Here is a 21,755-nt window from a genome sequence, read left to right on the forward strand (position 1 = left end):
CTCATATAGTTTGAATAAGAAGAGCCGTGTGACGGGAGACTGTCACGCACGGTTCTGTGAGAGGCTTGAGCTGGAATGCTCAGGCCTACTCGACAGCTTTCTGCTTTTGCTTCATAGTTTGCAAAACACAAAGAAAAAACAGAAAATTAGATTCTCTGAAAGCCATTCACCAATGGATTTTATTTATTGGTGAAGGAGTTCCTGCAAGCGGGAATAAGGTTCAACCAGTGCTTTATGCTGGGTCGTGTCAACCGCACGAACCTCTATGTATTAGCAGTAGTTTTTAGTTCTTTTTATCTATTTGTTTTTTCAGATTTTCATTTTCATAAAGGCAGTCTTTGTATTTCTTTTCAGTCTCATTTCTTTTTGAGTCAGATTCAATAATTTCTCTATCTTTTTCTAGTCTACCAAGATAATTACCAATTCCATAAATAATTCCAATAGCCGTAATTATTGCGCATATTATTTGTGCGTTGTTAAAGCTGCTTAAAAAATTTGTCTTTGATTCATTCTTATAAACTCCATTTATTTCAATATGATTGATAGCTTTCTTAATTAAATCTTTAAAGTTTTCTTTCATATAATTGTCATAGACATTCATTGTAGATAGCACAGTGGCTCCTTGAGTTACACACGGTACACGTTTAGTAAAATATAATTCATCGAGCCTTTTTGAGATTGAAGACTGAGCTCCCAAATATAAATTTATTGTGTCTTTTAAAGATGCTTTCCAAGTATTACCTTGCAGAATATTTGTCACATTGTCAAGTTCGATGAGATGTTGGTTTAGATCCTTTATTGCTATTTTCGATTTGCGAAGCATATTGAATGAGTTTTTCGTTGTATTTTGTTTTTAATAGAATCCAGTTTCCCTATCTGTCTTAAAAACCCCATATTCATTTCCAGCGTTAGGGTAATTTTCTCTTAAATAATTATATGCTTCCTCTCTGGTTTCAAATATTGGAGAAACTCTAGTACTTGGAATATTTGTTTTTCTGACACTGTCCCAAAGGCAACTAAAAACAGCCCATTTTGCATTTAAACGTTTTAATTCTTCAGAGTACATGCTATTTATTTATTAGTAAAATAATTTATTAGTTTATTGAAATCGAATCCTATTCCAGAGAAATTTGGTTGTAAAATAATTGAATCTGCCATAGCTCGACCAATTCCTTTCTTTAATTCCTTTGAAATAGCAAAATCATTAAGATCTTTTTTCTTTATGATATCATTAAATAGTTTTTCAACAAGTATCACAACTTCGGTAGTTGTTTTACAGAATCTCTTTAATGGAATAAAAATCAGTTTTAGATCAGCCTCTATAGAATCCGATTTATCTCTAAATCTAAATTCATGTGGGTTTCGATTTGTAATTAGGATAGCAGGTAACATTTCTTCTGCATTTTCACCATTAATGTTATGCCAAGATAGAACTTCGTCTTCAAAATGAACTCTATCAGTTCCCCTTATAACTACTGCTTCATTTTCAGCAGCTATTGAAGCCATTTTTTCATAATTCTTCATAAGAACCTCTCCAAGAGGTTCTGACCAACCATAGTCAAGAAGATAAATAAAATAATTCCGTTTTGCGTCAAGTGGAATATTCGATAAAGATTGAATGTATAGTCCCATTTTATATTCGTTATTTAATTTCTATTCTTTCCTAAAATTACCGCAAAGTAAAGCCAAATAATTTTACCTCAGCATTCTCACAGAGCCTTGCTTAAAAGTCTCCCTCCACATAGTTCTTCATATTATTAAATCACCTAAATAATTCATCTGGTTGAATAATATCTCAGACACACTATTAATTTATGGATATACCAATCCCCTGTATGCAAACAGGTTGGTATTTTCTTTGTATTTCGTCCGCAGATACTTGTCTGCTGCTAGATATTAGCATATACTGTACACCTTTTTAGTCTTTGACGGTGTATAACTTAATTTGCAAATGTATTAAAAATTAAATTACAATTAATCAAACAAACTTAATATTTTTAGTATTTTATTCATTTACATACGTGTATATTTCTGTCATCTTTGAACCCTATTTCTTTCACTTTCAGTAATTAGCAAAAAAGGAGGGGTGAATGGAATAGCTAGTTATCAGCAGTAAAATATTAACCGTCTAAATAAGATGACGGGATTTAATCTCTAAATACTTATTTATTACATCGACCGACAATTTATCGGGCGTGGTGAGTAATGAGTAAACGGCATGTTGTTTCAGGGTAGAGACCACCAACCGCTTTTCGAAAGCAAACTTTTCGGCTATGGTTTGCTGACAATACTCCTCAGTTGTGCCGGGATTCTTTTGTATAAAGGTATTCAGCTCAGCGTTTTCAAAGAAAACAACCAGCACCAGATGCTGACGAGCCAACTGACGAAGGTAACTCAGCTGACGTCCCATACCCACAATACTGTCAAAATTGGTATAGATAATCAGGAAACTTCGTTTGCTAATGTGTTTGTTCAGGTGAATGTAGAGCGAAGAATAGTCGCTTTCTCCAAAGGTTGTGCTCTGGTTATAGAGATTTTCGAGCAATAGTTGCATCTGCCCCTCTTTCTTAGAGGCAGAGACAAACGAGTCGAACTGTCGCTCAAAGGTTATCAGTCCGGCGTTATCGTCCTTATGAATGGCAATGTACGAAAGAACCAGTGAGGCATTAATGGCATAATCAAGCAAAGTCATTCCCTGAAAGGCCGATTGCATAACCCTCCCCTTGTCAATAACATTATATATATGTTGCGACCGTTCACTTTGAAAGGTATTTACCATTAGCTGATGTCGGCGTGCAGTGGCTTTCCAGTTGATAGTACGGTAATCATCTCCCTTCACATATTCCTTTATCTGTTCGAACTCTGTGTGATGTCCTAACTGTCTCACCTTTTTAATTCCAATTTCCGTGAGTTTGTTCGACATTGCCATCAACTCATATTCATGAAGCATGAGGTATGACGGGTAAACCTTTACGGAAGCAGGAGTGCCGCAATTATATCTGCGTGCAATCAACCCCAGAGAAGTGCTGGTAAAAATGCGGATTACTCCGAAAGAGTACTCCCCTCTTTTCACCGGACAGAGGTTATACTCTATCGTTTTACTCTTATTTGCATCCAGGCTCAGGTGAAAAGCTACATCGCGGCGCTGAAAAATAACGGGAATCTCATCTATCACTTCCAGATGGACAGTGAACGGGTAGTTATTTTCAATATAAATCTTCACTGGATTATCGTCTCCGTTAGAGAAGCGTTCGGCACAAGAGCGCGAACCATTTATTGAACTTCTCCAGTAAAGCTGCCATATATCAAAAAGCACAGCCAGAATAAGAGCAAACACGCCGATTTGTGCCACAAGGAACAGACTTGTAACCATGTAGCCCGTTCCCAATAACAGAATAAGGACAATGCAAAACAGATAAAACCTCTTAGTCAGAAACATAATTTTTTATTTCGGAACTTCTACTTTATCAATTAATCTCCGGGTAACCTTTACGGCAGAGTAGCCTTCCATTTCAGCCTCAGCAGTAAGCAAAAGGCGGTGATGCAACACCGGAACGGCAATAAATTTAATATCCTCGGGCGTTACAAAATCTCTTCCCTGCAATATGGCGAAAGCCTTTGCCGCCTGAAGCACGCAGACAGAAGCACGGGGCGAAGCTCCCAAATACACAGATTTGCTGGTTCTTGTCTGTTGAATAATCAATGCTATATATCGAAGTAATGTGGCATCCACATATACTTGTTTCACCAAGTTCCTTAATGAAAGCAACTCTTCTTTCTTCAGCACAGGTTTCACGCTATGCAATTTCACAAAGTCGGTTTGATGATGATGTCGTTCTAGAATAGCTACTTCATCTTCCAAAGAAGGATAATCAAGGGTAACCTTCATCAAAAATCTGTCTATCTGTGCTTCGGGAAGTTTATACGTTCCTTCCTGTTCTACAGGATTCTGGGTTGCAAGAATTGTATAAAGATCGCCCATCTTAAAAGTAGAGCCATCAATGGTAATCTGCCTTTCCTCCATCACCTCAAAGAGAGCCGACTGAGTTTTTGCCGGAGCTCGGTTTATCTCATCCACAAGAATCACATCGCCGAAAAGCGGTCCGCGATGAAAGTCGAAGCTATTTTTCTGCATATTAAAGACAGTTGTTCCCAGCACATCCGAAGGCATTAAATCCGGAGTAAACTGAATGCGCGAAAAATCAGCGTCTATTAACTTTGCAACGAGTTTCGCCAGTAATGTTTTGGCAACTCCGGGCACTCCTTCTATAAGAACATGTCCGTTTGCAAGTATGGTGGTAAGAATTAAGTCCACAGCTATGTCCTGCCCCACAATAGTTTCCGCAATACAGCTTTTAAGTTCACGGATCTTTTCCGAAAATTCAGTCAAGTCTATTCTGCTCGTTGTATCTTCCATAATATGTTATTTATTGGAATTAGTTATAATTTCATTCATTCGGTCAATATAATCTTTCAAGGTCTTTTCATCAATAGGTATATCATACTGAAGTAACTCCAGCTCTTTCAGCATTTTATAAATCTTTTCCGCCTCCATTCCTGTTTTGTTGGATAGTCTATGGCAAAGATCCATCGTTAGAGCCTCCTCTTCAATATCTATATAGGTCTCCTTTTTGAGTGCTTTTGCAAAATACACCTTTTTCTTGCGCAAAATTCCGAGGTAATCTTTCTTCTGATGATACAATGTACCTATCTGTTTAATAAAGTCGAGCGTTGTGTTTACCGGAGGTTCTATAACAGGAATAATCCGTTGCCGCCTTTTTGCATTGAAGCGCATAAACAGAATCAGGACAAACATAGACAAGTAAATACTCCATCTTAATGGAGGCTGACTTAAGAAATAACGAAGCGGCGTGTCTTTTGCTTCGCTCTTGGTTTTGGAAGCATCATAACGAACCAAAGGCATTCCTTTCATGTAAGAAAGCAGACTAAACACGTAACCGGCATTTTGCTGATCCAATATCCCGTAATTGGTAAACAACAAGGGTGTTGAGACCAAAAAAAGTTCACCTTTTCCAACCTTCTTGCTAAAAGCAACAGGGAACCCTTCTCTGTTCTTTGCCAGTACGGTAGAAGGTGTCTCCGAAAGCCAGGTATGCTTCCTTTTATCTTTCGATTGATCCTTCATCTTTGGTTCATCAGGAGTAACTTGAGAGAAAAAATCGGTGCATATCTGGGGATAAAATCTGTAAATTTTGCATGGCAAAACAGTATTACACAGAAACAATGGTTTTCTTTTCCTTGTATGCTGTGTCATCGCTTTTATATCATTATAAGCTATAAAGGAATTATGAGCAGTAATTCGCAATGAGTCTACTAAATAAGGCGAAAAAGTGGAAGATACAAACATCACCTTATTACCCTTTCGCAAAAGACTGATCATTGACCGGAATTGCAATGAATCCATAAAAGCATAATCTGACAAAACTAAAAAAGCCTTCGGTCTGGCAGTTGAGTCATTATTCAGCTGAAAGAAGGTTTTATCCGAAAGCGAATAGTTTCCTTTCAGGGAAGAAGATAACACATCATCAAAAACAAAGCATCCAAAAGGCTGTTTGTCGTTTTTGTTAAAAGAGGCATCCCAGGAAAATTCTTTGGTAAAGCTTTGTTCAAAATAAAACATTACAGGAATAAGGAGCAGAATAAAAACAATAAATTTAAGATTGCCTTTCACCAATTACCTCCTTTCCATATTATCTGCTGCAGATTTTTAACCGTTTCGTAAGTAGATTCCGTTGCTTCAAAATTTCCATAACGAACCATCAGGAAACGGTTGGTCAGTTGGCGGAACTCATCGCTCACTCCTTTGCGTTTCATTTCATACAAATACTCTGTCGGTGTTTTATAAGTCTGCCAGTCTATGCATCTGAAATCTGACAAATGTTTTAATGTCTGCAAATAAACCAGTCTAACAGCCAGTTGATAATCTTTTCGGCTCAAAGCATTGTTAATTTCGCTGTTAAAGTCTACTCCGTAAATGGTTTCTTCTTCCACGTTATACTTCATAAACTTCTTTTCTCTGTAAAAAAGTTCGGGCCGTTTCTTATAAACAACGAAGATTAGCAATAAAATGAACAGAACAAAAAACACAGCTAATATTGTTCCGGAATACTTATCAGCAATCACGCTTCCAAAGAAACGCTGCATCAGCTCACGAAACCAATTTATAACTATCTCGTATAAATTAAAATTCTTGTGAACCAACTGTGAATTATAATCAAAATGACTATCTGCCTGATAGCGCGCTATCTTTGCAGTATCATAGAGTAAAGTATCCGTAGTGTGCATCTAATAGTTATAATTGCTCAAAATTATCAATATCTTCATTTACAGAAACAGAGTCTTTGGCTTCCAAAGCACTGAAATAATGAAAAGCTGCACCAACAAATATGAAGATTCCGGCAAGATAAGTGCCAAAAGCCTGAAGAGCCGCAAGAACATAGGTAACAAAATCTACCCATACCGAGTTTGATGTTGTAACTCCACCGGCTACCTGCCCCATTATTTTACTTACAAAGAAAACTATGTACCAGGGCAAAAGAGCAACAGTCTTTATTATACTGCTGATTATTCCTAAAACAAGAACCAGTAAAAACAATTTGCCCCAGGTAGGGAATCCCAATCTATAAGATTCCTTCAATGCATTATTAGTGCCACTTCCTTCGCCCAATATATAAGCCGGGTAAATAAGTGTTAAGGGAATAATCAAAGCTACCGTTCCGGGGATAATTAAAATAAGCAGATAAGGGAATAAATAAGACAAAGCACCTACTATTGCCAAATATCCGATTGATATAAACATAACGTACACCATCAGGATAAAACACTGCTTCATGAATGATATGAAATTGTCCTTTATATCAGCCACAGAATATATTTCTGATGTTTCACTGCTTTGATATTTCTGCATTACAGTATATACTATAGCCGCAAGAATACTATGCCCAATCATATAAAACAGTGCCAATAAAATGTAGTTTATAATGATAGTTGGACTGTATGCCTCTAAGGAAGCGGTTGTTGTTGGAGGATACATTACAGCATCTACCGCAGCAGAACTAAGGTTGTTCATAAATACTCCCTGTACTATTGACAAAGGCAATAAAACATATAAACACAACTTCACGATGGGCTTCCAATTGTCTTTCAGGAAGTCGAATGTAGCAGTTATATTTTCTCCTAAAGTTCTTTTCTGATAAAAATTAATCTTTTTTCTCGGGTAGTTCATAGCGTAATGTTTTTGGTAAATAGAGATAATAATAGAGAACAAATATTAGTGAAAGCAGGATAATTCCTAATCTTATAAAATCGGGAAGATGAGTGTGGCGTGTGATAAACGATTCCAGGAAACCTGCCACAACAAAGATTGGCAAAGTACCAATTACTATTTTCAGGCCACGTTTTGCACCTTTCATAAAAGCAACCTTGCGGGAATAAGTGCCCGGAAACAGCCAGCTATTTCCAAGGGTAAGACCCGCAGCACCGGCCACTATGATGGCAGATATCTCCAACGTTCCATGAATCCAGATTGCCAACATAGATTCTCCCAGCAAACCTTGCTGAAAAAAGAATGCCTGAAATGCTCCAAGCATAACTCCGTTCTTAAACAAGAGATATCCCGAGCCAAATCCGGTAAATAACCCCATAACGAAGGTATACAGCGAGACACCTATATTATTTAAGGTGATACCCAGAAACATTGAAACTTCAGGCGCTCCACTATAAACAGCCATTGGAGCACCGTTTCTTATATTGTTCAAAGTCATATCTACATAGCCGTCGCCCAAAATCAGGCGAATAAAAGTATCATCGTTCATTGTTGAAACAACACCAACAAACACACTTATTGCAAAAATCAGAAAAGAATAGAACAATTCCTTTCGCGAATTCAGCATAACAAGAGGTATCTCTTTAGTCCAGAAAGTAATGATACGAGATCTTTTTTCTTTCTTACTTTTGTAAATAGAGTTGTGAAGTGCAAAGGCCAGATTGTTCAGATAGATAGTTATCCGGGAAGTAGGATAATGACTCTGAGAGAATGACAAATCGGATGTAATATCTGTGTAAGTTGTTGCAAGACGGTCAGGATCAGTTTGTTCTGCCTGTTCAACAATCTTTTCAACTTCTTTCCACTTTTCTATATTCTGTCTTATAAAAGAGACTTCTTTCATCCGTTTTAATTGTCTTTTTAAATTATTGGACATCTATAACAGAAAAAGTAATTATAAATTATATATTTGCAACTTAATTATCAAAGTTTTTCAGACAACATGGCAAATACAACAATTATTACAGGACAATATGTACAGATAAACCAGACTCCTGCAAGTGTGGGCGAAAGAATCATTGCCCGGCTTATAGATATGGTTATCATTATCCTTTATCTTTTTGCCACCATCTCGTTTTTTAATAAGGTTCCTACATTAGTATTATATCAGGTATCTTATCTACTTTTTATTATTCTGCCTGCTGTTTGTTACTCTTTGCTGTTTGAAGTGTTTAATCACGGCCAGTCTATCGGAAAAATGATTATGAACATACGGGTAGTTATGGCCGACGGCTCAAGTCCTACTTTTGGAGCTTATTTACTTCGCTGGCTACTCTACCTTATAGACTTCACCATTACCGGAGGATTAGGTCTTATTTTTATTCTGATGACAAAGAAGAGTCAGCGCATTGGCGATCTGGCTGCAGGAACAATGGTTATAAAACTAAATGATTATCGCAAGATTAATGTCAGTCTGGACGAATATTCTCACCTGGAAGCCAATTACCATCCGGTATTTCCGCAGGCAGGCGACTTGTCTCTGGAACAAATCAACGTCATTGAGAAAGCGCTTAGTGTGGACGGAAAGGAAAGATACAATTACATTAGTCAGTTAAGTGGCAAGATTAAAGAATTATTAGGGATAAACACCCAATTGAGTGATGAAAAATTCCTTGAAACACTGGTAAAAGATTATCAGTATTACGCTTATGTAGACATCTAAAACTAAGTAATTGAAGCTTGAAAATTACTGATTTACCTGAAAATAAAAGAATACAGCTGCAGCAATTAAAATAAGCCCCAAAGTTCCATAAAATACTCTGGCCCATTTTCTGCCAATATTCCGAACAATAAACTGTGCATTCTGAGCAGAGAAAAACCAGTTCCAATTAAATAGAGCAGCGAGAATAGAAATAATTCCCGCCACTATGAATAATCCTTGTACTACATATTTAGGGTTCATTGATTAGAAAGTTACCTTGCGGCTTCCGTCTTCCTGTTCTTCAATGGTTACCTTTACACAATCAAACGGCAAAAGCTCTTCAATCAACTCCGGCCATTCTATAAAACACAAGGCACCACAATAGAAATAATCTTCGTACCCAAAATCATAAGCCTCTTCTACCTTATTGATGCGATAGAAATCGAAATGATAAATAAGCTCACCACTTTCAGCACGATACTCATTAATGATAGAAAACGAAGGAGAGTTTATCACGTCTGTTACTCCCATATATTCGCATATAGCCTTGATAAAGGTAGTTTTACCAGCACCCATCTTTCCGTAGAAAGCAAAGACAGTATTATCGCCCATTGCAGCAATAAATTCACGAGCAGCTTCCTTGATATTGTCTAAAGAATTAATTTTAATTTCCATATATAAAGTCTGTATTATCGTTTTTTACTTTGCATTCTTATTAACGGAATAATCATTTCTTCCATGGAGATGCCCCCATGCTGAAAGGTATTCGCATAATAAGATACATAGTAATTAAAATTGTTTGGATAAGCAAAGAAATCTCTTCCGCCTGCAAAGATATAAGAAGTACTAACATTAGGACAAGGAAGCTGCGCTTTTCTTGGATCTTTTATTTCAAAAACCTCTTTGAGGTTATAACTCAGATTCTTTCCAAGCTTGTAACGCAGATTGGTATTAGTGCTTCTGTCGCCAATTACTTTTATCGGATTATCTACACGTATGGTTCCATGATCAGTAGTGATTACTATCCTGTAATCACTCTCCGACAACACTTTAAATAGTTCCTTTATTGAAGAATGCCTGAACCAAGACAATGTAATGGAACGATAAGCAGCTTCCGTAGAAGCCAGTTCGCGAACCATTTTCGATTCCGTTCTGGCATGCGAAAGCATATCGATAAAGTTGAGAACAACCACGTTTAAGTCGTTTGCTTTTAGGTTATTAAGATTACTCAGTAACTTTTCAACTCCGGCGGAATCATTAATCTTATTATAAGAAAAAGTATTCTTGCGTCGGTAACGTTCTATATGTGTTTGAATCAGAGGAGCTTCATTCAAGTTTTTGCCCTCTTCTTCATCTTCATCCACCCAAAGATCGGGAAACATTTCGGCTATTTTATTCGGCATCAACCCTGAAAAGATAGCATTCCGCGCATATTGTGTAGCGGTAGGGAGAATACTGAAATATAGTTCTTCCTCAAAAGAAAAGTAATCTGCCAATTCATTGCTCAGCACCCTCCACTGGTCGTACCGGAAATTATCGAGAACAATAAAGAAAACCTTTTCACCGGCATCAAGTACGGGAAATATCTTCTTTTTAAATACATCCGGACTTATTAATGGCCTGCTTTCCGGGTTGGCAATCCAGTCGAGATAGTTCTTCTTTACGAATTTAATAAAAGCACTGTTGGCTTCCGTTTTCTGCGCAGCAAGCATTTCGGTCATGCTGCTTTCCGCTCCTTCCAGCTCCAGTTCCCAGTATACCAACCTTTTATACACCTCCATCCAGTCGGTATAAGTAAAAGAGTCATTGATCTGCATACCAATCTTCCCAAAGTTCTGCTGATAACCTGTATTTGCAACTTCCGTAACAATCTCCTTCTGGTGCAGATTCTTTTTAAGACTCAGTAAAATCTGATTGGGGTTGACCGGCTTTATCAGATAATCGGCAATCTTAGAACCAATTGCCATATCCATAATATTCTCTTCTTCGCTCTTGGTAATCATTACAACCGGCACAGTAGGACAAATTTCCTTAATCAGCGGAAGAGTTTGCAATCCACTAAGTCCGGGCATATTTTCATCCAGAAAAATAAGATCAAAGGTAGTTTCCCTGCAAAGATCGAGTGCATCCTGTCCGTTGGTAACAGTACTCACTTCATATCCTTTGCTTTGCAAAAACATAACATGCGGTTTCAGCAAATCAATTTCATCATCAACCCAGAGCAAATGATCGTTCTTCATTTATGGTTTTTCCTTAACTAATTTATTGTTCGTCAGTATTATCCTGCACATCTTTATCTTCGAATACCGGTTCATCTAAAGTATAACCTTTAATCTGCATTTCCGGAATCTTTGAGAAGTGCTTCTGATAGAAATCCTGATAATCGTCAAAGCTATAATATTTTGACAACAATTCATAATTTTGCCGAGAAATAATCAGTGCCCGCATACCACTCAGCTTCTGTGCCATTTCTTTATTCTTGTAAAGCAAACCGGCATACTGGTAAGCCTCATCAAAATTAGTAAATTCCTTTACATGAAGCATTCCAACACCATTCTTCTTCACAAAAGAGAGATCAAAGTTCTTCACTATAAAACTTGAGAAATTGTAACGAGCCATTTCATACAGCAAAAGATTTTCGTTTACTTTCCCCGCTTCATAAGCCAGAATAAACAAGTAAGGCGTATCCCTTTCGGTACTAAACTTATTCTGAGTAGTATCTGCCACGGCAACCTCCGCTCCCATCTCCGTATTTCTTCTTTCCCAAATAGAGCCGAACATTGTGCTTCCCTTAGCCAGAATCCTTCCATCCTGCACTCCCTTAATAATATTGGCAGCCAGTTCTGTTATTTCATTCTTTGGATATTTAGTAACGATATCTTTCAGAGTAGACAGAAACATCTTTTGATTTCCGGATTGCAGCATTCCCATAGCATTGAGAAACATAAACTTAGGCATGTGCTGCCCCATGGCATATTTCTTTTGTGCAAGTTCAGCATTCTTCTTCACTTTATCATAATCATTCTTCTGGAAAGCAGCATAAGTCTCTGCGTAGAGTGAATCCTCCAGATGTTTTCCATGAGTAACGTTGTAAGCATAATCAGGATCGGCAACTGTTACTGCATATTTGCTTTTCGGGAATTCCGAGATAAGCATATCTTTGTAGAGTGTAGCCTCAACCTCTTTTTTCCACCTTGAATTCATCAGATAAAGATTGTAAAACACTTCATCCAAACGACCGAAAGAAGGGAATTGCGTGTAGAGGCGAGAGAAAGTTTTCTGAGCAAGCGGATAATCTTCCAACTTATCCTTATAAATCATTCCCATGTTATACAATCCGTCCGACAAAATATCGTTAGATTCCTTCATAGCCTCCTCTGTAAGCGGAATGTGTTGCAGGTAAAATTCAGGATTCTTATTATCGGTAACTACAGTATCAGTCAGTGAAGCCTGCTCTTTTTCGCCCACATTAGTGGATTTATCCTTTCTTGCAACCTCTTCATTCTCATTCTTTTCTTCAGTTTCATTGGCAGAGATCACTGTTTTATTCCTTCTCCGCCAATTATCTTCCAACTTGCGGCGCCCCCATTTACGTTGAAAATCCATTTTCCCCTGTTCCACCAACTGAGGATTATAAAAATACCACGACTTATCACCGGTACTCACCACTTTCTGAGCAGTTTGTCTAAGTACAGGTCGGTCATTCACCACTTCTTCTCTTTTTTGCATCAGTTGCTGGCGCTCAGCCTCTTTGCGTTCAGCTTCTTCCTTTCGCTTAACTTCCTTGATAATTTTATCAACAGCCGCCCGTCTTTCAGCATCACTTAAAGAAGCCAGGTGCTGCAAACTATCCTGTAACTGAACATTTACTACATGAGTAACCAGTTCATCGAGCACCTCCGAACGCTTATTCAGTCTTTCGTAATCTGTGTATTCCTTATCAATTAGTCCGATAGCCTCTTTATACGCTTCCTGTGCCTTTACATAATCGGCTTTGTTCCAGTAAAGATCGCCAAGTTTCAGCAAAAGAATACCTTTCTCCATTCCGTTTCTTGTGCTCTCTTTCGCCCCTTTCCTGTACTGTTCAATGGTTTTCACAGTATCTTTCAATGAAAGATAAACATTTCCCATTGCATAATAAACCTGATCGAGGTATTCCTTATTCTTTTCATTGCGGGCCATGCCATGCAGCTTACTTATTGCACTGCGGGCATTGGAAGATGAAACCACTTCTGTCTGTTTTATCCTTGCATTAAATTCCAGTTCGTAAGGAGGATTTTGCGCAATTGTTCTGCCATAAGACTCATAAGCTTTCGCATTATCTCCCAAAGACTGATAAACTTGTCCCAGCAGATAATACTCACGCGCCTTTTGTTTCTTCTTTTTTTCGTGCTTAATGATGGTCAGCAAATACGGGACTGCTTCTTTAAATCTTTTCTGTCTCAGCAGATAGTTACCATACGCAGCAGAGTAGTCGGGCATCATACCCGAAGGCAGACTGTCATTATTCAGTTTAGTGAGCACCTCTTCCGCATCATAGAACCAATCCATCTCCGTATAACATCTGGAAAGCCAGATATTTGCTTCGGCCAACACTTTAGGATTTGTATCATACAGACGAGTAATATAGGAGAAAGTGGATGCTGCTTCGAGGAACTCACCTTTGTAAAACTGAGATTTCCCCATCATCATCCAGGCATTATGCAGAAAAGGATTATACTCTTTTTGTGACAGCCAGCGTTTCTCTTCAGGAGTCTTTTTTCCGGGCTTGCGTGCCGGCTTTTTCTTTATGGAGTGTAGTTTGATTGCTTTCTGTGATTTCTCTATTGCCCGGTCAAAGTCGCTCTTACCCAGCCCCACTGTCTTTTTATTTTCAATGGGATAAAGAGGGATCATTTCCAGATAACTGTCTTTATTACCTGTTTCGATGGCCTCGACACCTTTTTTATAGGCTTCGTGACCATTAAAATAGACATTATAACGAGTAGTAAAAGAGTGATAAAAACGAGAACCCGCTGTGTTCTTTTTTACAGAACAGCCGGCAAGACTAATCAGCAACAGAATGCTTACGATAAGAAATATATTTTTTCCACTCAATCTACCATTCATTTTTTACAGTTCTACTTAAATAAAACTGAACTTTACCGTTTTTATTGTTTCTGCAAACGAAGAAAAGAGCTGCTTATCAACTTACAAACAGCATAAATAATGATGGAGAAAAATATAATTGAGGCTCCCGAAGGTACATTCAGAAAATAAGAAATCAGTAATCCGCCCAAACATCCCAGGTATCCGATAAAGATGGAAATCCATATTATCCGTTTAAAGTTAAACGTAAACAGGTTGGCCGTCATTTGCGGAATGGTAAGCAACGAAAGAACAAGCACAATTCCCACCATTCTTAAACAAAAAACAATGGTCAGGGCAATAAACAGCATCAGGATATATTCAATTAATGCAACCGGAATGCCCTGAGAACGGGCAAACTCCCTGTCGAAAGCTACATATATGATGGGGTGAATGAAGAAAAAGAAGAATGTGGCTAGTACAACAGACAACGTTGCCAACATTATAATATCCAGCTTAGTAATAGTCAATATATTACCAAAAAGAAAAGCTGAAAGGTCGGGCGCAAAGCCTGGAGACAGGAAAGTAAATATAATACCCAGCGCCATACCCAGTGTCCAGAATACAGCAATAGCAGAATCTTCGCGCATGTCTTTCCGTTTACTAAGCCAGCTTACTCCAAAAGCCGACAATACAGAAAATATTGCAGCCGAAAGAATAGGCGAAATGCCCGTATAAAGTCCGATACCAATCCCCCCAAAGGAAGCATGAGTTAGCCCTCCGCTAATAAAAACCAACCGACGGGTTACGATATATGTCCCGATAATTCCACAAGCTATGCTTGCAAACAAAGCACCTACCAAAGCATGTTGAAAGAAAGTATATTGAAGAAGATCCATCATCTTTTTATAAAATTAGTTGATAACTGTTAACTTGTAACTTCTTATCTTATAGACTGCTATATATCTTAAATATATATTCAGAATTATTCACACACATTTTTTTCTTATTCCTGCAAAGTTACAGATTTAATTGTATTTTTGCACACACAACATTGTGAAAAACATGAATAACAACAAATACGGCACGTACAAGTTCGGTTTAACTACAGCTTCAGCCTTTGTCATTGCAAATATGATTGGCACAGGAGTTTTCACATCCCTCGGTTTTCAGCTGCTTGGCACCACAAACATAGCCTCCATTCTGCTACTTTGGTTGGTGGGTGGAATAATTGCTCTTTGCGGTGCGCTTGTTTACGGAGAACTTGGTGCTGTAATGCCTCGTTCGGGAGGTGAATACAATTACTTGCGTATTATTTACAACCGCGAATTGGGATTTATGGCCGGATGGGCCTCCCTGATTGTAGGATTTGCCGCCCCGGTAGCACTGGCCAGTATGGCGCTAAGCAGCTATCTGTCCAGAATGTTTCCTGTGCTGAACCCAGTATTGGTAGGACTTCTGGTATTAACTATTATCACCCTCGTTCATGCTTACGATGTTAAGGTTGGAGGCGCCGTACAGCGCTTCTTTACTTTCTTCAAAATACTTGTAATTCTGGGATTTATTGTCTGTGGAGTAATAATTCCTTTGGAAAAGCAAAGTTTCACAACCTCCTTCTCTGCATTCTCTTGGGGAGATGTTTTTTCAACCGGCTTTGCCGTTTCGCTGGTATGGGTATATTATGCTTACTCCGGATGGAATGCCTCAGCCTATATGGCGAACGAGATTAAAAATCCACAACGTACCATTCCCCGTTCTCTCTTTATTAGCACATTAGTGGTAACCGTTCTTTATCTGTGCATCAACGCTATATTCCTGCTTTCAACGCCTGCCGGAGAAATGAGCGGGCAGCTGGAGGTGGGCTTAATAGCCGCGCAACACATATTCGGAGTTACATTTGGTAACATAATGGGCCTGCTTATAGCTCTTTTATTAATATCAAGCATCAGCTCCATGGTATTTCTGGGACCAAGAGTTTCTCAGGTAATGGGAGAAGACAATTATATTCTGCGCCCTTTAGCCAGAAGATCGGAACGCGGCACACCATATATTGCCATTTGGGTGCAGTATTTTATCAGCGTATTGCTAATTATTACCAACTCTTTTGAGCTGGTAACCAAATATACAGGAATCACCTTATCCTTTTTTGCTCTGATGACGGTTGTGGGTGTCTTTGTACATCGCCGACGCTTTCCTAAAGCCAATCGTCCATACAAGACATGGGGATATCCGGTTACTCCTATTATTTTTATTTTATTAATCGTTTGGTCAATAGTATACCTTGTCCGTGAAGATTTTATCCTGACTTTTATTGAAGGCAAGCAGGATGTTATGTGGATGACACTGATGAGTTTGCTGACTCTCGTATCGGGTGCACTAATTTACCGGACAAACAGATGGGTTGTTTACAAAAGATTAAACTACAAATTAAGTTTTAACAGAGATGGACATTAAGTATGTAATGCTTCTTGCAGCAGGAATGTTACTGACCTTTTCCTCATGCGAGCAGAAAAAAAAGAGTGCAAACGTTGTTGTTGAAGCAGTTTCCGACAGTGATTCTATTCAAAAGGCCGACGGGCCGAAGCTGGAAAGTAATGAAGAGCTCAACGATGCCGCCCGCTTCGTGGCAGGTATGCCTATAGAAAACAAGAAAAGTAAGTTATATGAGCTCACGCAGACAGAGGAGTGGAAGAAACATAGCAAGAATATGGATCAGATATGGAACTCATTCCTCCAATCGGCTCCTAAAGTGATGGCTTTTTCACAAAACGAGCTCGGTACAATAAACAGCGAATATAAGACTATTTTCTACCCTTTCGGAGGGCCTGATTATCTATTTCCAAACACCTTCTTCCCTGATATGGACACCTATTTTCTTATCGGGCTGGAACGGGCAGGAAATCCTATAAAAGTTAAACACCCATCGATAGCCACCTACCGTTTATACCAGAATGCTGTTTCAGACATTCTGAACCTGAGTTTTTTCCGTACCATTGATATGAAGCAGGAACTCTCAAACGATACCATAGACGGGGTAGTTCCCATCATCTCTATGCTGATGGCTCGCTCCGACAGGGAAATTGTGAGCATCGAGCATAAAAGAATTAACGATGAAGGCGAGATTGTTGGAACAGAGGAAGACGGATCGCCAGTAAATAATCAAAGTAAACTGGTGGAATTTAAGTTCTTCAAGAGTGGAACAAATAAGCTACAAACACTATACTTCCTGTCAACCGACCTGAGCAATGGTGGCTTTCCGGAGAATAAGCAGTTGATGGCTTACGTAGACAAACTGGATAAAGCAACAACTGCCTGCTTTATCAAATCGGCTTCTTACCTGATGCACATGACTTATTTCTCAAAGATCCGTGAAGCTATTCTGAGTCATGTTTCGGCGATTATGCAGGACGATTCGGGCATTCCATGGTGTTATTACGATCAGTCTAAATGGGACATCCAACTCTACGGTTCATTCAGCAAGCCAATCAGCATGTTTGGAAAATATCCTCAGCCCGATTTGCGTGAAGCTTATATGACCATGAATCCAAAACCTATCAACTTCCGGATGGGTTATGCCCGACAGTCAAACTTGCAATTAAGCATCTTGAAAAAACAAAACGAAGAGTAAGATAATCTATCAGGTTTAGTTCACAGATTGAGGTACTCCTTTTCAATAAAAAGTGTAGATCTAAATTTAATTAGGTCTACACCTTTTTTATTTTTACTCTACACGCAAAACAAATTCATTCACCGCAAACAGCCTTAAATATGCCGTTGCAAAAGCTTAGATGTAAGGATAAAGCGGTAAACTGTTGCAGGTTTTCAAAAATTCTGTTATTTTTGCTCATTCGAAACATATAGAAGAACAAATAAACTATAAAACCAATTAAGATGATTGACGTAAACAGTTGTATTAACGACGCAAAAGATAAAATGGACATGGCCATTATGTATCTTGATGAATCACTGGCTCACATTCGCGCCGGTAAAGCTAACACACGAATCCTGGACGGTATCCGCGTAGACTCTTACGGAAGTATGGTTCCTCTAAGCAATGTGGCTGCAATCTCTACCCCAGATGCAAAAAGCATCATAATCAAACCTTGGGATAAAACCATGTTTAGAGTAATTGAGAAAGCTATTATCGATTCTGAAGTTGGTATTATGCCTGAAAACAATGGTGAAGTTATTCGTCTTGGAATTCCACCACTTACAGAAGAAAGACGTAAAATTTTAGCAAAACAAAGCAGCAAAGACGGAGAAACAGCAAAGATTAGTATCCGTAACGCCCGCCGCGATGGAATTGATCATTTGAAGAAAGGATTGAAAGACGGCTTGGCTGAAGATGAAGAAAAGGATGCTGAAGCACGCCTACAGAAAGTTCACGATAAGTACATCAAGAAAGTGGACGAAATGATCGCTGCTAAGGAAAAAGAAATTATGACTGTATAAAAAAACTGCTCGGGGAACTGACTTCTGTAGAATTCGGTTCCCTGAAGTTTTTAAGCCAATAACAAATAAATAAAAAAGTGCGCGGATTAGTTATAAAGAACACAGGTAGCTGGTATCAGGTAAAAACCGAAGACGGGCGTTTGGTAGAGTGTAAAATCAAAGGAAATTTCCGTCTCAAGGGAATAAGAAGCACCAACCCAATTGCCGTAGGCGACAATGTGCAGATTATAATGAATCAGGAAGGCACCGCTTTTATCAGCGAGATTGAGGACAGAAAAAATTATATAGTTCGCCGTTCTTCCAATCTTTCCAAACAATCACACATACTTGCGGCAAACCTCGACCAGTGCTTACTAGTGGTTACCGTGAATTATCCCGAGACATCTACTATTTTCATTGACCGTTTTCTGGCATCTGCCGAGGCCTATCAGGTTCCGGTAAAGATTATCTTTAATAAAGTTGATGCATACGATGAGGATGAACTTCGTTATCTCGACGCTCTTATCAATCTCTATACCCAGATTGGCTATCCTTGTTTTAAGATTTCGGCCAAAAATGGTGACGGACTGGAGGAAGTAAAACAAGCCCTTGAAGGGAACATCACTCTTTTCTCGGGACATTCCGGCGTTGGAAAGTCAACACTGATCAATGCTCTCCTACCTGATATAGATATAAAAACCGCAGAAATATCAACCTATCACAACAAAGGGATGCACACCACCACCTTCTCAGAAATGTTTTCCGTTACTGGAGATGGATATATTATTGACACCCCAGGAATAAAAGGTTTCGGTACATTCGACATGAAGGATGAAGAAGTAAGTCATTACTTCCGCGAAATATTCGAAACGTCCGATAAATGTAAGTACAACAACTGCACTCATCGTCATGAGCCGGGCTGTGCTGTCCGCAAAGCCGTAGAGCAACATCTTATCAGCGAATCACGCTACACTTCTTATCTCAATATTCTGGAAGATAAGGAGGAAGGAAAATATCGCGCTGCGTATTAAACGTTTATTTCTAAAGCTCTTCGGAGCATTTTTATTCCCACAAATAATCTTTTCGGTAACCTTCCATTGTAAATCAGTGGTAGATAATCGGTTTTAGTGGTAGATAAATTGTTTACTATTCTTATCTGCCACTAGACTATTATACTTATATTCAGAAGATTAACTTCTAAATGGTAGCAGGTGGCAGATATTTCAAGAAAAATAATGCCCCGAATCCTTAAAGAACCGGGGCATTAATATTATATGTAATTATATCAATTACTTACAACTTACACAAATCGGTTTGATTTGTTTGAAGAAGTCGTTACCTTTATTATCAACAAGGATAAATGCAGGGAAGTTTTCAACTTCAATTTTCCAGATAGCCTCCATACCCAATTCAGGATATTCAAGACATTCTACTTTCTTAATGTTATTCTGAGCAAGGATAGCAGCTGGTCCACCAATACTACCTAAGTAGAAACCACCATGCTTCTGACAAGCATCAGTAACTTGCTGACTACGGTTACCTTTAGCAATCATAATCATGCTACCACCATTTTCTTGGAACAGGTCAACATAAGAGTCCATACGTCCGGCAGTTGTTGGTCCGAAAGAACCAGAAGGCATTCCGGCTGGAGTCTTAGCAGGACCAGCGTAATAGATTGGGTGATCTTTAACATATTGAGGAAGACCTAAACCTGCGTCGATACGTTCTTTCAGTTTAGCATGAGCAATGTCACGACCAACGATGATTGTTCCGTTCAAAGACAAACGAGTTGAAACAGGATATTTATCAAGTTCCTTCAGGATATCAGCCATTGGTTGGTTCAGGTTGATCTTTACAGCATCGCCTTCGCCTGCATTACGCAATTCTTCAGGGATGTATTGTCCAGGATTATCTTCCATCTTTTCAATCCAAATACCTTCTTTATTGATCTTAGCCTTGATGTTTCTATCAGCAGAACAAGATACACCCATACCTACAGGACAAGAAGCACCGTGGCGAGGCATACGGATAATACGGATATCGTGAGCGAAGTATTTACCACCAAACTGTGCACCTAAGCCCATGCGTTGTGCTTCGAGCAATACTTGCTTTTCAAGTTCAACATCACGGAAAGCCTGTCCGCCTTCATTTCCTGAAGTTGGAAGGTTATCGTAATATTTAGCAGAAGCAAGTTTTACAGTTTTCAGGTTAGTTTCAGCAGATGTACCGCCAATGCAGAAAGCAATGTGGTAAGGAGGACAAGCCGCAGTACCAAGAGTTTTCATCTTTTCAACCAAGAAAGGAACTAATTTCTCTGGATTAAGCAGAGCTTTTGTTTCCTGATAAAGGTAAGTCTTGTTAGCCGAGCCACCACCTTTAGCAATGCAAAGGAATTTATATTCTGCACCCTGAACTGCATAAAGGTCGATCTGTGCAGGAAGGTTGCATCCTGTATTGATCTCTTTGTACATATCCAAAGGAACATTCTGAGAATAACGAAGATTTTCTTCTGTATAGGTTTTATAAACACCTTTAGAAAGAGCTTCTTCATCGCATCCTTCGGTCCAAACCTGCTGACCTTTTTTACCTACAATAATTGCAGTACCAGTATCCTGACAGAAAGGAAGTTTTCCTTTTGCTGAAACTTCAGCATTTCTAAGGAAAGTTAAAGCTACATATTTATCATTTTCACTAGCTTCCGGATCAGAAAGGATTTTAGCGACTTGTTTCTGATGCTCAGGACGAAGCATAAAAGCTACATCACGAAAAGCAGCATTTGCAAGCATAGTTAAGCCTTCGGCATCTACTTTCAAGATTTCTTTTCCTTCAAATTCACTTACAGATACATGATCTTTGGTAAGTAAGTAATACTCAGTTTCATCTTTTCCCATTGGGAACGGAGCCTGATACTTAAACGGGGGTGTTGCCATATCTTTATTATTTTTAAATAAAATTCGTGCCACAAAGATACTAAAAAACTCTTCTAAGGAATTTGATTAAAGGATAATTCTTCTTAACCAAGGTAAAAAGGAAGATAAAAATCTCATAAATAAACACATAACACTTTTTAACCATGTTTTTTCATTTCTGAAGCAAACTTATAAGGTCGTTTTCTGACAATACGTTTTACTTTTTAAGTTAAAGAACTGATTATAAGCTGCGGAAAAATTAGTTCCACCCCCTATAATAGCAGAATTCAAGTTATAAACGCAACTCTCTCCTATGTTTTTTAAGTGTATTAATAAATTCGATTGGAGTATAATATTCCAA

Annotated in this window: 21 protein-coding genes; 6 read left to right on the forward strand and 15 right to left on the reverse strand. The window is 38.6% G+C overall.

Annotation, left to right across the window (positions count from 1 at the left end; all coding sequences use genetic code 11):
* Nucleotides 1-193: hypothetical protein (locus BUC21_RS16535; protein WP_217653511.1), on the forward strand; the 193-nt coding region annotated here is incomplete at its 5' end.
* 90 nt (nt 194-283) lie between these two features.
* Here BUC21_RS16535 and BUC21_RS15775 read toward each other — a convergent pair.
* From BUC21_RS15775 to BUC21_RS15815, 9 genes are all read right to left on the reverse strand, one after another.
* A complete protein-coding gene (locus tag BUC21_RS15775; RefSeq protein ID WP_073404200.1) occupies nt 284-823 on the reverse strand; it encodes a hypothetical protein in 540 nt (179 codons plus the stop codon).
* 30 nt (nt 824-853) lie between these two features.
* Nucleotides 854-1,066: a hypothetical protein gene (locus tag BUC21_RS15780; RefSeq protein ID WP_073404202.1), complete on the reverse strand. Its 213-nt coding sequence runs from the start codon at nt 1,064-1,066 to the stop codon at nt 854-856.
* A gap of 5 nt (nt 1,067-1,071) precedes the next feature.
* A complete protein-coding gene (locus BUC21_RS15785; protein WP_073404204.1) occupies nt 1,072-1,632 on the reverse strand; it encodes a hypothetical protein in 561 nt (186 codons plus the stop codon).
* A gap of 496 nt (nt 1,633-2,128) precedes the next feature.
* The gene (locus BUC21_RS15790; protein WP_073404206.1) at nt 2,129-3,439 is read right to left on the reverse strand and encodes a DUF58 domain-containing protein; all 1,311 of its coding nucleotides are present in this window, start codon (nt 3,437-3,439) and stop codon (nt 2,129-2,131) included.
* A gap of 6 nt (nt 3,440-3,445) precedes the next feature.
* Complete coding sequence (locus BUC21_RS15795) at nt 3,446-4,417, reverse strand: AAA family ATPase (RefSeq protein WP_083547734.1); 972 nt, start codon at nt 4,415-4,417, stop codon at nt 3,446-3,448.
* Between the two features lie 6 nt (nt 4,418-4,423).
* Nucleotides 4,424-5,692: a DUF4350 domain-containing protein gene (locus BUC21_RS15800; protein WP_073404232.1), complete on the reverse strand. Its 1,269-nt coding sequence runs from the start codon at nt 5,690-5,692 to the stop codon at nt 4,424-4,426.
* On the reverse strand, nt 5,689-6,306 hold the full coding sequence (locus BUC21_RS15805; RefSeq protein ID WP_073404210.1) for a DUF4129 domain-containing protein: 618 nt from the start codon (nt 6,304-6,306) through the stop codon (nt 5,689-5,691). Before BUC21_RS15805 ends, BUC21_RS15800 begins: the two co-directional genes overlap by 4 nt.
* A gap of 7 nt (nt 6,307-6,313) precedes the next feature.
* The gene (locus BUC21_RS15810; protein ID WP_073404212.1) at nt 6,314-7,246 is read right to left on the reverse strand and encodes a hypothetical protein; all 933 of its coding nucleotides are present in this window, start codon (nt 7,244-7,246) and stop codon (nt 6,314-6,316) included.
* Entirely contained in the window at nt 7,221-8,189 is a 969-nt protein-coding gene (locus BUC21_RS15815) for a stage II sporulation protein M (RefSeq protein WP_073404234.1), read from the reverse strand. The genes BUC21_RS15810 and BUC21_RS15815 overlap by 26 nt, the downstream gene beginning before the upstream one ends.
* 99 nt (nt 8,190-8,288) lie before the next feature.
* On the opposite strand from BUC21_RS15815, the gene BUC21_RS15820 reads away from it, so the two are divergent.
* Nucleotides 8,289-9,008: an RDD family protein gene (locus BUC21_RS15820; protein WP_073404214.1), complete on the forward strand. Its 720-nt coding sequence runs from the start codon at nt 8,289-8,291 to the stop codon at nt 9,006-9,008.
* Nucleotides 9,009-9,032: 24 nt separating this feature from the next.
* Here BUC21_RS15820 and BUC21_RS15825 read toward each other — a convergent pair whose 3' ends face one another.
* The 5 genes from BUC21_RS15825 to BUC21_RS15845 are packed head-to-tail and all read right to left on the reverse strand — an operon-like array spanning nt 9,033 to nt 14,953.
* Complete coding sequence (locus BUC21_RS15825; protein WP_073404216.1) at nt 9,033-9,248, reverse strand: immunity 17 family protein; 216 nt, start codon at nt 9,246-9,248, stop codon at nt 9,033-9,035.
* Between the two features lie 3 nt (nt 9,249-9,251).
* Nucleotides 9,252-9,662, reverse strand: a complete 411-nt coding sequence (gene tsaE, locus BUC21_RS15830) for a tRNA (adenosine(37)-N6)-threonylcarbamoyltransferase complex ATPase subunit type 1 TsaE (protein ID WP_073404218.1) — start codon at nt 9,660-9,662, stop codon at nt 9,252-9,254.
* A gap of 14 nt (nt 9,663-9,676) precedes the next feature.
* The gene (gene porX / locus BUC21_RS15835) at nt 9,677-11,227 is read right to left on the reverse strand and encodes a T9SS response regulator signal transducer PorX (RefSeq protein WP_073404220.1); all 1,551 of its coding nucleotides are present in this window, start codon (nt 11,225-11,227) and stop codon (nt 9,677-9,679) included.
* A gap of 22 nt (nt 11,228-11,249) precedes the next feature.
* Nucleotides 11,250-14,096 carry a type IX secretion system periplasmic lipoprotein PorW/SprE gene (porW, locus tag BUC21_RS15840; protein WP_139261492.1) on the reverse strand — a complete coding sequence of 949 codons (2,847 nt, stop codon included), beginning with the start codon at nt 14,094-14,096 and terminating at the stop codon, nt 11,250-11,252.
* Nucleotides 14,097-14,137: 41 nt separating this feature from the next.
* Nucleotides 14,138-14,953: a metal ABC transporter permease gene (locus BUC21_RS15845; protein ID WP_073404238.1), complete on the reverse strand. Its 816-nt coding sequence runs from the start codon at nt 14,951-14,953 to the stop codon at nt 14,138-14,140.
* Nucleotides 14,954-15,119: 166 nt separating this feature from the next.
* On the opposite strand from BUC21_RS15845, the gene BUC21_RS15850 reads away from it, so the two are divergent.
* The 4 genes from BUC21_RS15850 to rsgA all read left to right on the forward strand — a co-directional run bounded on the left by BUC21_RS15850 (nt 15,120) and on the right by rsgA (nt 19,516).
* Nucleotides 15,120-16,508 (forward strand): APC family permease, encoded by a 1,389-nt coding sequence (locus BUC21_RS15850; protein WP_073404222.1) that lies wholly within the window; start codon nt 15,120-15,122, stop codon nt 16,506-16,508.
* Entirely contained in the window at nt 16,498-17,682 is a 1,185-nt protein-coding gene (locus BUC21_RS15855; RefSeq protein ID WP_073404224.1) for a hypothetical protein, read from the forward strand. The genes BUC21_RS15850 and BUC21_RS15855 overlap by 11 nt, the downstream gene beginning before the upstream one ends.
* A gap of 263 nt (nt 17,683-17,945) precedes the next feature.
* Nucleotides 17,946-18,506: a ribosome recycling factor gene (frr, locus tag BUC21_RS15860; RefSeq protein WP_073404226.1), complete on the forward strand. Its 561-nt coding sequence runs from the start codon at nt 17,946-17,948 to the stop codon at nt 18,504-18,506.
* A gap of 77 nt (nt 18,507-18,583) precedes the next feature.
* Entirely contained in the window at nt 18,584-19,516 is a 933-nt protein-coding gene (gene rsgA / locus BUC21_RS15865; protein WP_073404228.1) for a ribosome small subunit-dependent GTPase A, read from the forward strand.
* A 258-nt stretch (nt 19,517-19,774) separates the two neighbouring features.
* On the opposite strand, the gene BUC21_RS15870 is transcribed toward rsgA, so the two are convergent.
* Nucleotides 19,775-21,415 carry a fumarate hydratase gene (locus tag BUC21_RS15870; protein ID WP_073404230.1) on the reverse strand — a complete coding sequence of 547 codons (1,641 nt, stop codon included), beginning with the start codon at nt 21,413-21,415 and terminating at the stop codon, nt 19,775-19,777.
* Between the last annotated feature and the right edge of the window lie 340 nt (nt 21,416-21,755).

The organism is Bacteroides luti, assembly GCF_900128905.1.
In the GTDB taxonomy this organism is placed as follows: domain Bacteria; phylum Bacteroidota; class Bacteroidia; order Bacteroidales; family Bacteroidaceae; genus Bacteroides; species Bacteroides luti.